The sequence below is a fragment of the Rhizobium sp. Root1204 genome (genome assembly GCF_001424965.1).
Lineage (GTDB): Bacteria > Pseudomonadota > Alphaproteobacteria > Rhizobiales > Rhizobiaceae > Pararhizobium.
This window is the reverse complement of the sequence record NZ_LMCZ01000004.1, coordinates 38,924-51,760: the sequence shown is the minus strand read 5'-3', so window position 1 is coordinate 51,760 and position 12,837 is coordinate 38,924. Positions and strand designations below refer to the sequence as shown.

Here is a 12,837-nt window from a genome sequence, read left to right as displayed (position 1 = left end):
TACCGGTTTTTCAACCAAATCGCTGTAGCTTCAAGCTTCCGGGGCCGTGAGCTCAGTCGCGCCGCAACTTATAGCGATGTGATGGTCATGCAAGCCGGAACCGTAAATCAAGGGATCGAAATGCCCAAGCAGGTTATGATTGTTGAAGACAATGAGCTGAACATGAAGCTCTTTCGTGACCTGATCGAGGCATCGGGGTACACGACCATTCAGACCCGAAATGGTATGGAAGCCCTTGATCTTGCTCGTAAACATCGGCCAGACCTGATCCTTATGGACATCCAGCTTCCGGAGGTTTCCGGGCTTGAGGTGACGAAATGGCTGAAAGAAGATGACGAATTGCATGTCATCCCCGTGATAGCCGTTACGGCCTTCGCGATGAAGGGTGATGAAGAGCGTATCCGGCAAGGAGGCTGCGAAGCCTACGTTTCCAAGCCGATCTCGGTGCCGAAATTTATTGAGACGATCAAAACTTATTTGGGCGATGCCTGATGCGGCGCCAGGGGCTTCCAATAAGAAGCCCCTTAACGATATTCTTGCGCATGAGACGAATTTGAAAGTTGAACCGGCTTTCTGTTTCAAGCGCTTATAGGCAGGAAAGATTGCATGACTGCACGGATCCTTGTCGTCGATGACATACCGGCCAACGTCAAGTTGCTCGAGGCACGGCTTGTCGCCGAGTATTTTGACGTCCTGACGGCATCCGATGGTTATGAGGCTTTGGCAATCTGCGAGAAGCAGCCGGTGGATCTCATCCTGCTCGATATCATGATGCCGGGCATTGATGGATTCGAGGTCTGTGAGCGGCTGAAGTCGAACCCGCGCACCGCGCATATTCCCGTCGTCATGGTGACAGCTCTCGATCAGCCGTCGGATCGGGTGAGGGGGCTGAAAGCCGGCGCCGACGATTTTCTGACCAAACCGGTCAACGACCTGCAGTTGATGTCACGGGTCAAAAGTCTCGTCCGGCTGAAGAATGTTAGCGACGAACTGCGCCTTCGCGCCGAAACTGCCCACAATGTCGGCCTGCAGGATATGACCGCATTGGATCGGCCCGACGAGTTCGGCAATGTCCTGCTTGTCGATGGCCGGGGGAGCTCGCAGGAGCGCATCATCCGGGCCTTGAAGCCGATTGCGGAAGTGACGGCGATGTCGGATCCGCAGGCAGCCTTGTTTGAGGCCGCCGAAAACAGTTTCGATCTCGTCATCGTCAACTCGAATTTCGATGACTACGATCCGTTGCGGCTCTGCTCGCAACTTCGTTCGCTGGAGCGCACGCGCTATATTCCGCTCCTCATCATCGCCGAGCAGGGGCATGACGAGATGGTGGTTCGCGCACTCGATCTGGGCGTCACCGACTATTTGATGCGGCCCGTCGATCCGAACGAACTGGTTGCCCGCAGTCTGACGCAGATCCGCCGCAAGCATTGCAATGACCGGCTGCGCGCCAGCGTCAAGCAGACGATCGAGCTGGCGGTCACGGACGGGCTGACCGGCCTGCACAATCGCCGCTATCTCGACAATCATCTGAAGCTTCTGATCGATCGCGCTCTTGCGCGCGGCCGGCCGCTGTCGATCTGCATCACCGATATCGATCGCTTCAAGAGCGTCAATGATACCTATGGTCATGACGCTGGAGACGAGGTTCTGCGTGATTTTGCTCATCGTGTGCGCTCGACGGTGCGTGGCGCCGACCTTGCCTGCCGGTTTGGCGGCGAGGAGTTCGTTGTCGTGATGCCGGATACACCGGCGGATGCGGCCGCAGCGATCGCCGAGCGCTTGCGCTCCATTGTCGAAGACAGGAGCTTCGTTCTGCCGAATTCCGATAGGCGTCTCTCGATAACGGCGTCACTTGGCATTGCGACGCTAAACCCGGAAGGCGATACAGCGGAGGCTTTGCTGAAACGTGCGGATACGGCGCTGTATCAGGCCAAGAACAATGGCCGCAACCGGGTAGTAGCCGCTGCTGCCTGAGAGGGATTTGAGCGGGATATCGGCCTTTTGCGCGGTTTTCCACAGGAAAAAGACGGGCTTGTTCGGACGGCGCGATAAGCTGACCGGAAAGCGTGCTCGTGGATGGTTTGTCGCGCAAAAGTAGTCAGATTGGCCCGTAATCTCTGCCATGTAGACGGGAAAAATCACGGGTGATTTCTAGTATCACGAAATAAAATATACAATTCAAATATTTAAACATTTCGATTGCCTTAATGAGGCTTTTCGCATTGCCATTTCGTCATTCTATGAAAAAGTAATACTACATTTAAAAACAATCTTTCGAGGATCGGCTCACCGCAGAATCAGCTCTGGATGGTCCATTAGGTAATGGTTAAATTAACCATGGCCGGGCGCTCTTGCGCGCCGTAGTTAAGAATTCATTGATTTTTTTTTGTTTTCAGTCAATTCTCTGGGGCAAGGGAGAAAGCAACTCCCATCAGTTACCCCATGATGTCAGGTCCGCCGCATCTCCTGGGTCGTGGGGTTTGTCGGCTGATCTGTTGCCAATGCGGTTCCTCGTGCCGCGGTAGCGGTCAGCCGACGCCCATTAAAACGCTGTCCCTGTCGTGGGGGCAGCGTTTTTGTTTTAGGGCCTAATCCCGGCTGTATCGCCGTTTCACCCGTACCACACTGGGCGACAAGAAAAAGGCGCCAGGCTTTTCAGCCGACGCCTTCTTAACTCCACAAGAAAAACCAGATCTTACTTGATCTTGGTTTCCTTGAATTCAACGTGCTTGCGTACGACCGGGTCGTACTTCGTGAAGGACATCTTGTCCGTCTTCGTACGGCTGTTCTTCGTGGTCACGTAGAAAGTACCCGTGTCGGCCGTCGACAGCAGCTTGATCTTGATTTTTGCAGCTTTCGCCATGGTCGTCCTGCCTTTATAAAAAAACAAAGCCGCGGACTTCCAAGGGAAGGGTCCCGGCAAACTTGGCGCGAAACTACAAATCGCACCCGAAAAGTCAAGTCCGTTTTGGGTTGAAAACGATTCTCACCACGGAAAGTACCACATAAAGCCCGAAGAATCCGGCGATTGCCCAGGCAAAACCGTTATTCCCAGAAATATCCATGGCGGCACCGATGGCCTGCGGTCCTGCCACCGTTCCCACCGCATAGGAGAAGATGAAGGCGGCATTGGCGGCGGCGAGATCGGCACCGGTCAGGCGCGAACCGAGATGGCTGAGACCGACCGTATACAGGCCGGAGACGCTGCCGCCCCAGAACAAGAGCACGACAGCCATCAGCCACCAGTTGCCCTGCAGGAGGGGCAGGCACAGCGCGCCGATCAACCCGACAACGGTCATCAGGGCCAAAAGGTTGCGCCGGTCCTTCATGCGGTCGGACAGCATGCCCAGCGGAATCTGAAAAATCACATTGCCGATGCCCATGACGGTCAGGAGCAAGGCTGCCTGCGATTCGGTGAAGCCACTGCGGGTTCCGTAAATTGGAAAGAGTGACAGGCCACCTGATTCGACAGCACCGAAAATGAACACGGCGGCGGTGGCGGTCGGCACCAGGAACACGTAACGCATGAAATGCAGTTCGGGTTTTTCGTCCAGAACCGGGCTTTCGTTGCGGGCTAGGAAGATCGGTATGGCTGCCAGCAGAATAACGCTGGCGCCAAAGGCAAATGGCAGGATGCCCTCGCTGCCGAGGATTGAGAAGAGCAGGGGGCCCGCGGCAAAGCCGAGCGACAGGACAGTGCCGTAAATCCCCAGGACGAGCCCGCGGCGGCTCGGTGGGGCTGTGGCGTTGATCCAGAACTCGGAAAGGACAAACAGCACCGTGATCGCGCCGTGAAAGACGACACGCAGCGGAAACCACAGCAGGAAATTTTGGATGTAATAGAAACCGAGCGCACTGATCGCGGCAAGGACGATAGCGAGCAGCATGGTATTGGCGACGCCGAAACGGTGGGCGATCTTCGCCGTGACGGTCGCTGCCGCCATCGAGGCAAGACCTGCCATTGCCGAGTTCAGGCCGATCATCGTCGAGGAGATACCGCGCTTTTCCATGATGATGCTGAGCAGCGGCAGGCCGAGGCCGATTGCGATGCCGACGGCCGTGATGGCGGCAACGGCGGCAACCAGCGATGGCCAGTGTATTTCCTCAACCGGCGCAGGCGTGCCGGACGGCGGCTGTGACATGCAATGAAATTCCCTAAAGGAGGTCGCGGACAAAGCGCCCATGACGGGTGTAATAGAACGGTACCGGTCTTCCGAAGGGCAGAGATGCGTCCGATTGAAGGCTTGCCCTCAAGTCGCCAAGGATGATTTCGGTAATGTCCGGCAACTGCACTGCCGAAACATCGTTCACATCAATCCATCTCAAGTCTTCAAGCTCCCGGCTGTCGCGGATATCACCCGGATCGATCCCCGCTTCGTCCGTGAACAGGGCGAAGAAATGGGTGTCGAAACGGCGCGGATGTCCCGGCGGCGTAATCGCCCGTGCCATATAGCGCAAGTTTGTCAAATCGGGAAGGAAAGGTAACAGAGTGTTTCCGCAGCCTGAAGAACCGACTGCGATGCTCGCCTCTTCATGCAGTTCGCGAATGGCGGCAAGCGCGATGGCGCGAAGGCGGCTATGGGAGGCAGAATGCTTGTAACCGGTTTTCAACCGCTCCAGCACAGCGGGTTGCATATCGCCGCTAAAGGGGAGCTTGTGGTCGTCCCTGTCCCGGCGGCCGCCGGGAAAGACATGCAGGTTTGGCATGAAGACATGCGCCTTGTGCCGGCGCCCGACGAGGACGCGCACATGAGCCTGCGAGCGGTCGAGCAGCATGATCGACGCGGCATCGCGCGGCCGCGGCGACCGTATTTTGACATTATCGAGGGAGGGGCCGTCGTCCGGCCCGCCACTACTGGCTGTCACGCAGTCCGGTCCGGGACCGGCAGGGCGTCTGCCGGTTCGTCAGCATGGCCGCCGAATCCGTGCATCTTCAGAGCCCATTGCAGGCCGACGACACCGCCCTTGACCGGCTGCATCATCGCGAGCGAGCCGATGATCGTGATCGGCACCCAGATCGCCAGATGACCCCAGTTCGACATCGGCAGCAGCATTTCGGTTGCCATGAAGCCGCCGAGCACGATGTGGCCCATGATGGTGACGACGATATAGGGCGGAAAATCATCGGCGCGATGCTGGTCCAGCTGCTCGCCACAGGCCGAGCATTCATGCACGGTCTTCAGGAAGCGGCCAAACAGCTTGCCGCTGCCGCAGGCCGGGCACTTGTTCAGAAGTCCGCGCTTGATCGATCGTCCAACCGGACGATCGGCTTCGCGTGTCTGCTCGAAGCGGACTGTTTCCGGAGTGCTGCCAGTTGCCTGCATGTCCATATCCTCAACCTGTGGACGCAAGGCGCATCCCTCACATCCTCTATCGCTTGCCGCGCGGTGGTCGCGTTCCCGGCATCTTGCGAGCGCCGCTGCGATCCCTGCGGCCGGACTTGTGGAAGGAGCGCGTTGCCGTCGGCATCTTGCGTCCTTCGCTGATCATCTCGAAGCGGAGCGCGCCGGCAAGCGGCACGGCTTCCACCAGTTTGACGCGGATCTGATCGCCAAGACGATAGCCAAGTCCGGTTTTTTCGCCGGAAAGGGCCTGGTGGGCTTCGTCATAGATGAAATAATCGCGTCCCAGCGTAGATATAGGCACGAACCCGTCTGCGCCATAGGCCGGAAGAGTGACAAATAGTCCCGCCTTGGTCACACCTGATATGCGTCCGTCGAATTCCTCGTTGACCCGGCCACTCAGGTGATGGGCAATCAGCCGGTCGATGGTATCACGCTCGGCGGCCATTGCCCGGCGTTCGAACGTGGAAATCTCGGCTGCAATATCATTGAGTGCCGCTTCCTCGGCCGGCGTGATGCCGCCTTCGCCAAGCCCCAGCGTACCGACCAGCGCACGATGCACGATCAGGTCGGCATAACGGCGGATCGGCGAGGTGAAATGGGCGTATTTCATCAGGTTGAGGCCGAAATGGCCGATATTTTCCGGGCTGTAGATTGCCTGGCTCTGCGAACGCAGCACCATCTCGTTGACCATGGTCTCAAACGGCTTGTCTGCAGCCTGCGACAGGATGCCGTTGAAATGGTTGGAACGCAGGTTGCCGCCCTTGACCAGCGAAAGGTCGAGCGTCGCCAGAAACTCGCGCAGCGTCTCCTGCTTGGCGAGCGACGGCGCATCATGGACACGGTAGACCAGCGGCTGGCGCTTGATCTCGAGCGTCTCGGCTGCGGCCACATTGGCCTGGATCATCATCTCTTCGATCAGCTTGTGGGCATCGAGCCGGTCCGGCACGAAGACGCGATCGACAGTGCCGTCGTCTTTGAGGACGATCTTGCGCTCGGGCATGTTGAGTTCGAGCGGTTGGCGCCGGTCGCGGCCGCGCGTCAGGATCGCATAGGCGTTCCAAAGCGGCTTCAGGATCGGCTCCAGCAGCGGTCCGGTCTGATCGTCCGGATTGCCATCGATCGCGGCCTGCGCCTGGTTGTAGGAGAGCTTGGCAGCACTCTTCATCATGATGCGATGGAAGGTGTGGCCAGCCTTGCGGCCTTCCTTGGAAAACCGCATGCGAACGGCAAGCGCCGGCCGATCGACGCCCTGCTTGAGCGAGCAGAGTTCATTGGAAATCCGCTCCGGCAGCATCGGCACGACGCGGTCGGGGAAATAGACCGAATTGCCGCGCTTGGCTGCTTCCTGGTCGAGCGCCGATTTCGGCCGCACATACCAGGAGACATCGGCGATCGCGACGGTGACGATGACGCCGCCTTCATTGTCGGGCGACGGGTCGGGCTCGGCATGTACGGCGTCATCATGGTCCTTCGCGTCGGCCGGGTCGATGGTGATCAACGGCAGCGAACGCCAGTCCTCGCGGTGCGACATGCTGGCGGGGCCAGCGGCATCGGCTTCCTTGATGACGCTGTCGGGGAAGATGTAGGGAATGCCATGCGCATGGATGGCGATCATCGAGATCGCTTTTTCGGTAGCAACGGAGCCGATGACGTTCTTGACTGCGGCGCGCGGCAGACCAAAACGGCCGGAGCGGACGATTTCGACCTCGACCAGGTCGCCGTCCTTGGCCGGTCCCTGGTGCTCGGCATCGACCTGCATTTCCTCGCCGCGCTTTTCGATCGGCATGATCCGGCCACCGCCGCCGGGCATTTCCCGGAAGACGCCCAGTGCTGCGTTGTTGTTGCGCTTGCGGTCGAGCACCTTGATGATGCGCGCCGTATAGGCCGGACCGCCGCGATCCTTGGCCGGGAAAATCTTCGCCAGAACCCGGTCGCCGATACCGCCGACGGGCGTCTTGCCCTTGGACTGGCCGACACTCGACTGACGGATCGAAACGGCGGGTGCCACGCCCGCATCATCCGGCCATTCGGCCGGACGGCCAATCAGCTCGCCATCCTTGTCGCGGGTGGTGATGTCAAGAACCGTGACGGGAGGAAGGGCGCCGGGGCGCACAAGCGAATTACGCTTCTTCTCCAGGAGCCCATCCTGCTCCATCTCGCGCAAAAGGGATTTCAGCTCGATGCGGGTTTCGCCCTTCAGGCCAAAAGCCTTGTAGATCTCGCGTTTCGACGCCTTGTCCGGATTTTCCGAAATGAACCGCATCAGCACATCACGCGGCGGCACAGCGCCGTGAATGATCACGGTGTCGTCTGTGGGCATGATGACCTTCTTGCCCGCGCGTCCGATCCGGACTGCGGGTTTTCCGGGCCGTTCGGTTCGATCGCGCGGGTTTCTGGTCACGTTCAGTCTTTCTTCGCTTTTGCAGCTGTCTTGGGCTTGGCCGCAGCCTTAGGCTTTGCCGCGGCTTTCGGTTTCGCCGCTGCCTTGGGCTTGGCCGATTTGGCGGCCGCCGTGTCGGTTTTCGCTGCAGCTTTTGGTTTGGCAGCGGCTTTGGTTGCCTTGCCCTTGGCCGGCTTGATGCCACCCTTGGCTATGCGCTCGGCAATCAGCAGCAACGCATCTTCCATCGACACCGACACCGGATCCTTGCCCTTCGGCAGGGTCGCATTAACCTTGCCCCAGTTGACGTAAGGGCCGTATTTACCGTCCTTGACGGTAATCGGTCCGCCATCCGGGTGGTCGCCGACTTCCTTCAAAGGAGCAGCCGATGCGCCGCGTCCGCCCGGTCCCTTCGCCTGCTTGTCGGCAAGCACCGAGACCGCGCGGTTGAGACCAATCGAGAATACGTCCTCGATGCTTTCGACATTGGCGTACTTGCCGTCATGCAGAATGAACGGCCCATAGCGGCCGAGGCCGGACGAGATCATCTTGCCGGTTTCGGGGTGCGCGCCGATATCGCGCGGCAGCGATAGCAGCGCCAGTGCCTTTTCATGGTCAATGCTGGCCGGTGTCCAGCCTTTCGGCAGGCTAGAACGCTTGGCTTCCTTGCCATCACCACGCTGGACATAGGGGCCGAAGCGGCCGGAGCGCAGGGTGATTTCCTCGCCCGTATGCGGATCCTTGCCGAGTGCCAGCGGCTCGTTCGAGACTGCCGCTTCATCGCCGCCATTGCTGTCGGATGACAGTTGACGGGTGAAGTTGCATTCCGGGTAGTTCGAGCAACCGACGAAAGCGCCATACTTGCCGAGTTTCAGCGACAGCTTGCCGGTGCCGCAGACCTGGCAGATGCGCGGATCGCTGCCATCCTCGCGCTTGGGGAAGACCAGCGGTGCCAGTTCTTCGTTCAGCGCATCGAGCACGTTGGTGACGCGCAATTCCTTGGTGTCTTCGATCTGGGCGAAGAAATCCTTCCAGAAATCGCGAAGAACGTCCTTCCAGTCGAGTTCGCCGGCAGAGATCTGGTCGAGCTTTTCTTCCAGCGACGCCGTGAAATCATATTCGACATAGCGCGCAAAGAAGCTCTCAAGGAACGCCGTGACCAGCCGGCCCTTGGCTTCGGGGATCAGCTTGCGCTTGTCGTTGACGATGTATTCGCGATCAAGCAGCGTCGTTACGGTCGCGGCATAGGTGGAAGGGCGGCCGATGCCGAGCTCTTCCATCTTCTTGATCAGCGATGCTTCCGAATAGCGCGGCGGCGGCTCGGTGAAATGCTGGGTCGAGTTGATCTTCTGCTTGGCGAGGTTTTCGCGTGCGTTGATTTCCGGCAGGCGGCCATCTTCATCGTCGCTCTGCTCGCCATCTTCCTTGGCATCGGTATAGGCCGCAATGAAGCCATCGAAACGGATGACCGATCCGACGGCGCGCAAGCCAGCCTTCTCGCCCTTGTTGTCGGCGGTGATCTCGGCCGTGGTACGCTCAATCTCGGCTGACGCCATCTGGCTGGCAATACCGCGCTTCCAGATCAGGTCATAGAGTCGTAGCTGGTCAGCGTCGAGAAAGTTGCGCACCTGGTCGGGAGTGCGGGTGAAGTCTGTCGGGCGAACCGCCTCGTGGGCTTCCTGGGCATTCTTTGCCTTGGTCGAATAGAGGCGGGCCTTTTCCGGCACATAGCGGCTGCCGAACTGGTCGCCAATGGCGCTGCGCGCAGCATCGATCGCTTCAGGCGCCATCTGCACGCCGTCGGTACGCATATAGGTAATGAGACCGACGGTCTCGCCGCCGAGTTCCACGCCTTCATAGAGCTTCTGCGCGACCTGCATGGTGCGCGACGCTGAAAAGCCGAGCTTGGAAGACGCAGCCTGCTGCAGCGTCGAGGTGGTGAACGGCGGCGACGGATTGCGTTTGACCGGCTTGGCTTCGATGCTCTCGACCGTATAGGCGGCCCCATCCAGCAAGGCTTTCAGCTTGCCGGCGTCCTCGCCATTGGTCACGCCGCGGGGCGGCAGACGGTTGCCGCCGGTGGAAACCAGGCGGGCCTCGAACTCGTCGCCACGCGGTGTCTTCAAAAGCGCCGAAAGATTCCAGTATTCCTCGGACACGAAACGCTCGATTTCGGCTTCGCGGTCGCAGACGAGGCGCAGCGTGACAGATTGCACACGCCCTGCCGAACGGGCACCCGGCAGCTTGCGCCACAAGACCGGCGACAGGTTGAAACCGACGAGATAGTCGAGCGCCCGGCGCGCCAGATAGGCGTCCACCAGCGGGATATCGATGTCGCGCGGATTGGCCATCGCGTCGAGCACGGCCTTTTTGGTAATCGCATTGAAGACGACGCGCTGGACAGGCTTGCCGGCGATCAGTTTCTTCTTGTTCAGAAGATCCAGCACGTGCCAGGAAATGGCTTCCCCTTCGCGGTCCGGGTCGGTTGCGAGAATGAGACGATCAGCCGATTTCAGGGCGTCGGCGATATCTTTCATGTGCTTGGCGGATTTGGTGCTGACTTCCCAGAGCATGGAAAAATCATCATCCGGAAGAACCGAGCCGTCCTTGGCCGGCAAATCGCGGACGTGACCGAAGGAGGCGAGAACCTTGTAACCGGGGCCCAGATACTTGTTGATGGTCTTCGCCTTTGAAGGCGATTCCACGACGACGACATTCATGGTCATATTCTCAAAGCAACCGTTCAAAGCTGTGCCAGGCCGGGAAGAGGCGGCACAATGGGAAATATCGATGCCCCGACATGGACAGGGATTCGTCTGCGGTCAAGTGCTGCGCCCAAAATAACCGGCCACAACGCGATGCAACCTATAAGTGATTACGTGCGTATTGCAATTAAAGATAAATACGATATCGTCTTTGAAGTGTAATTTCCATCTCGCGGGGCACTGGCAGAAAGCGATGCTTCTGCACTCTTGTCTCGCGGTGGCAGTCCACACGACCGAACGGTGCTGTATGGCGTTCCGCTCGACCAATGCGTGCCTGTCTACGGGCGGATTTTGAATGCACCACAGGGAAAACCGATGATTCCGAATTCAACGGGGGCCGGCAGACGAGAAGCACAGGCTCGCGAAAAGGTCGCCTATATCCGGCATATGCTCGGAGAACTCCGTGGTGTCGCCGCCAACGAGCGCGCCGATATGCTGTGCTACCTGATCGAAATGGCGTTTGTCGAAGCCGGCGATATCCTGTCCGGCAAAAGGCAGTTGTCATTCTCCAATGCTGAGGGAAACAAGGCCGCCGGGATGCCGGTGAAGCCGTCCGGCAAGATCCAGTTCTAAAAGCACCAGATAGACGGCCGATGCCGAAAGGCCGGTGTGGCGGATGATGTCGTCGATCTCGACGGGCGTTGGTCCCAGCGCATCGGTGATCTGCGCCCGATCGTTCTCGTTCGGCGGCGGTGCCATCGGTCCAGCATCATGTTCGCCCGGCTCCTCCGCCTGCGGTGGCGTGAACAGATCGATGCGGCTGAGCGGTGCAAGCGCCTGCAATATGTCCGCCGCTTCCGTGGTCACGATCGCGCCATCCTTCAAAAGCCCGTTGGTACCGTGACAGCGCGGATCGAGCGGCGAACCCGGCACGGCAAAGACCAGCCGGCCGAAATCGGCGGCATAACGCGCGGTAATCAACGAACCGGACCGTGAGGCCGCTTCGACGACGGCAAGCCCGAGGCTGACACCGGCGATCAGCCGGTTGCGCCGGGGAAAATCGCGGGCACGGGGTTCCCAGCCGAATGGCATCTCGCTGATCGCGAGGCCATTACCATCCGTGATCTCGTCCAGAAGACCGATATTTTCGGGCGGATAGGGTTGATCCAGACCACCGGCCAGCGCTGCGATCGTTCCGGTCTCCAGGCTGGCGCGATGCGCTGCCGTGTCGATGCCCCGCGCTAACCCCGATATAATGGAGTATCCGGCCCGTCCCACATCGCGCGCGATCATAGCCGCAAATTTCGTGCCGCTGATCGAGGCATTACGCGAGCCGACGAGGCCGAGGGAAGGGACGGTGCCGGTGATCGCGTTGCCCTTGACCGCCAACAACGGTGGTGCGCCATCGATCTGGCGCAGGGCCGGGGGGTAATCGGGCTCGCCGATGCCGATGAAACGGGCGCCGAACCGATGGGCGGCCGCGAGTTCTTTCTCAGCCTCTGCCACAGAGGCGATGCGGATCGTACGGGTTGAACCACCGCGCCGCGACAGTTCGGGCAGCATTTCAAGCGCTGTTTCGGCTGAGCCGAAATGGTTGATGAGGTCGCGAAAGGTCGCAGACCCGACATTGTCGCTGCGGATCAGCCTCAGCCAGGCCGTTCTTTGTCGTTCCGAAAGCGCAATCCCGTTTCGTCCTGCGCTGCCGTTCGACATTCTGACCTATCCCTTTTCGCCGATCCGGCCTTCCGTCCCGGCCAGGAGCCGCCGGATGTTTTCGCGGTGCTTGATCCAGGTGATGATGCTCATCACCACGAACAGCAGGCCGATCTTTCCGTAGCCTGAGGCTAACAATACAACCGGAACGATCACGGTTGCAACCAGTGCCGAAAGAGAGGAATAATGGGTGAGTTTGGCCATAGTCAGCCAGATCGCGGCAAACACCAGAACCATGATGGGGGCTAAGCCGAGCAGGACGCCGATATAGGTTGCAATGCCCTTGCCGCCCTTGAAGCCGAGCCAGACAGGATAGAGATGGCCGAGGAAGGCGGCAAAGCCGGCGGCAATACCCGCTTCGATCCCCCAGCGTGAGGCAATTGCCGCAGCGGCAGTTCCTTTCAGGGCATCCAGTAGCAGCGTGGCCGCGGCGAGCTTCTTGTTGCCGGTGCGCAAAACATTGGTCGCGCCGATATTGCCGGAGCCGATCTTGCGGACGTCGCCAAGTCCGGCCATGCGGGTGAGGATCAGGCCGAAGGGGATGGAGCCGAGCAGATAGCCGAAAATCGCAACACCGGCCGTCAGCGCCAGCCCGAGTTGCCAGGAAAATATGTCAGACACCTATTGCCTCCCCAATTCCGCCGCGACGGATATTGCCCCTCATCCTCTCCCCGCAAGTGGGACGAGGGAACGA

The 12,837-nt window shown here is 59.5% G+C and carries 12 protein-coding genes; 4 read left to right on the top strand and 8 right to left on the bottom strand.

The genetic code is table 11. The annotated features are described in order from the left end of the window. The first annotated feature begins 120 nt into the window (after positions 1–120). Together ASC96_RS05805 and ASC96_RS05800 are read left to right on the top strand one after the other, a co-directional pair. Positions 121–492 (top strand): response regulator, encoded by a 372-nt coding sequence (locus ASC96_RS05805; RefSeq protein ID WP_003547430.1) that lies wholly within the window; start codon positions 121–123, stop codon positions 490–492. 114 nt (positions 493–606) lie between these two features. After that, positions 607–1,974 carry a PleD family two-component system response regulator gene (locus tag ASC96_RS05800; RefSeq protein ID WP_060502113.1) on the top strand — a complete coding sequence of 456 codons (1,368 nt, stop codon included), beginning with the start codon at positions 607–609 and terminating at the stop codon, positions 1,972–1,974. A gap of 721 nt (positions 1,975–2,695) precedes the next feature. Here ASC96_RS05800 and rpmG read toward each other — a convergent pair. The 6 genes from rpmG to topA form a co-directional block, all read right to left on the bottom strand. Then, positions 2,696–2,863, bottom strand: a complete 168-nt coding sequence (gene rpmG, locus ASC96_RS05795; RefSeq protein WP_060502112.1) for a 50S ribosomal protein L33 — start codon at positions 2,861–2,863, stop codon at positions 2,696–2,698. Positions 2,864–2,957: 94 nt separating this feature from the next. After that, on the bottom strand, positions 2,958–4,142 hold the full coding sequence (locus tag ASC96_RS05790; protein WP_060502111.1) for an MFS transporter: 1,185 nt from the start codon (positions 4,140–4,142) through the stop codon (positions 2,958–2,960). 13 nt (positions 4,143–4,155) lie between these two features. After that, complete coding sequence (locus ASC96_RS05785; RefSeq protein ID WP_060502222.1) at positions 4,156–4,776, bottom strand: NUDIX hydrolase; 621 nt, start codon at positions 4,774–4,776, stop codon at positions 4,156–4,158. Positions 4,777–4,862: 86 nt separating this feature from the next. Beyond that, positions 4,863–5,324: a DUF983 domain-containing protein gene (locus ASC96_RS05780; protein ID WP_060502221.1), complete on the bottom strand. Its 462-nt coding sequence runs from the start codon at positions 5,322–5,324 to the stop codon at positions 4,863–4,865. A gap of 46 nt (positions 5,325–5,370) precedes the next feature. Next, on the bottom strand, positions 5,371–7,746 hold the full coding sequence (gene rnr / locus ASC96_RS05775; protein ID WP_060502110.1) for a ribonuclease R: 2,376 nt from the start codon (positions 7,744–7,746) through the stop codon (positions 5,371–5,373). A 2-nt stretch (positions 7,747–7,748) separates the two neighbouring features. Then, entirely contained in the window at positions 7,749–10,445 is a 2,697-nt protein-coding gene (gene topA / locus ASC96_RS05770; RefSeq protein WP_060502109.1) for a type I DNA topoisomerase, read from the bottom strand. Positions 10,446–10,502: 57 nt separating this feature from the next. Between topA and ASC96_RS32490 the strand changes: the two genes are divergently transcribed. Together ASC96_RS32490 and ASC96_RS05765 are read left to right on the top strand one after the other, a co-directional pair. Further along, the gene (locus ASC96_RS32490) at positions 10,503–10,652 is read left to right on the top strand and encodes a hypothetical protein (protein WP_156393936.1); all 150 of its coding nucleotides are present in this window, start codon (positions 10,503–10,505) and stop codon (positions 10,650–10,652) included. A gap of 153 nt (positions 10,653–10,805) precedes the next feature. After that, positions 10,806–11,063: a hypothetical protein gene (locus tag ASC96_RS05765; protein ID WP_060502108.1), complete on the top strand. Its 258-nt coding sequence runs from the start codon at positions 10,806–10,808 to the stop codon at positions 11,061–11,063. Here the strand turns inward: ASC96_RS05765 and dprA are convergent. Beyond that, on the bottom strand, positions 10,992–12,143 hold the full coding sequence (dprA, locus tag ASC96_RS05760; protein WP_060502107.1) for a DNA-processing protein DprA: 1,152 nt from the start codon (positions 12,141–12,143) through the stop codon (positions 10,992–10,994). The genes ASC96_RS05765 and dprA overlap by 72 nt on opposite strands. A gap of 6 nt (positions 12,144–12,149) precedes the next feature. Continuing rightward, positions 12,150–12,764: a glycerol-3-phosphate 1-O-acyltransferase PlsY gene (plsY, locus tag ASC96_RS05755; RefSeq protein WP_060502106.1), complete on the bottom strand. Its 615-nt coding sequence runs from the start codon at positions 12,762–12,764 to the stop codon at positions 12,150–12,152. Between the last annotated feature and the right edge of the window lie 73 nt (positions 12,765–12,837).

What these genes read in the sequence shown, in the direction of transcription:
- ASC96_RS05785 (WP_060502222.1), bottom strand. Translation starts at nt 4,776, where the DNA reads ATGCTGCTCGACCGCTCGCAGGCTCATGTGCGCGTCCTCGTCGGGCGC.
- ASC96_RS32490 (WP_156393936.1), top strand. Translation starts at nt 10,503, where the DNA reads ATGGGAAATATCGATGCCCCGACATGGACAGGGATTCGTCTGCGGTCA.
- ASC96_RS05765 (WP_060502108.1), top strand. Translation starts at nt 10,806, where the DNA reads ATGATTCCGAATTCAACGGGGGCCGGCAGACGAGAAGCACAGGCTCGC.
- ASC96_RS05780 (WP_060502221.1), bottom strand. Translation starts at nt 5,324, where the DNA reads ATGCAGGCAACTGGCAGCACTCCGGAAACAGTCCGCTTCGAGCAGACA.
- ASC96_RS05805 (WP_003547430.1), top strand. Translation starts at nt 121, where the DNA reads ATGCCCAAGCAGGTTATGATTGTTGAAGACAATGAGCTGAACATGAAG.
- ASC96_RS05800 (WP_060502113.1), top strand. Translation starts at nt 607, where the DNA reads ATGACTGCACGGATCCTTGTCGTCGATGACATACCGGCCAACGTCAAG.
- dprA (WP_060502107.1), bottom strand. Translation starts at nt 12,143, where the DNA reads ATGTCGAACGGCAGCGCAGGACGAAACGGGATTGCGCTTTCGGAACGA.
- rpmG (WP_060502112.1), bottom strand. Translation starts at nt 2,863, where the DNA reads ATGGCGAAAGCTGCAAAAATCAAGATCAAGCTGCTGTCGACGGCCGAC.
- ASC96_RS05790 (WP_060502111.1), bottom strand. Translation starts at nt 4,142, where the DNA reads ATGTCACAGCCGCCGTCCGGCACGCCTGCGCCGGTTGAGGAAATACAC.
- topA (WP_060502109.1), bottom strand. Translation starts at nt 10,445, where the DNA reads ATGAATGTCGTCGTCGTGGAATCGCCTTCAAAGGCGAAGACCATCAAC.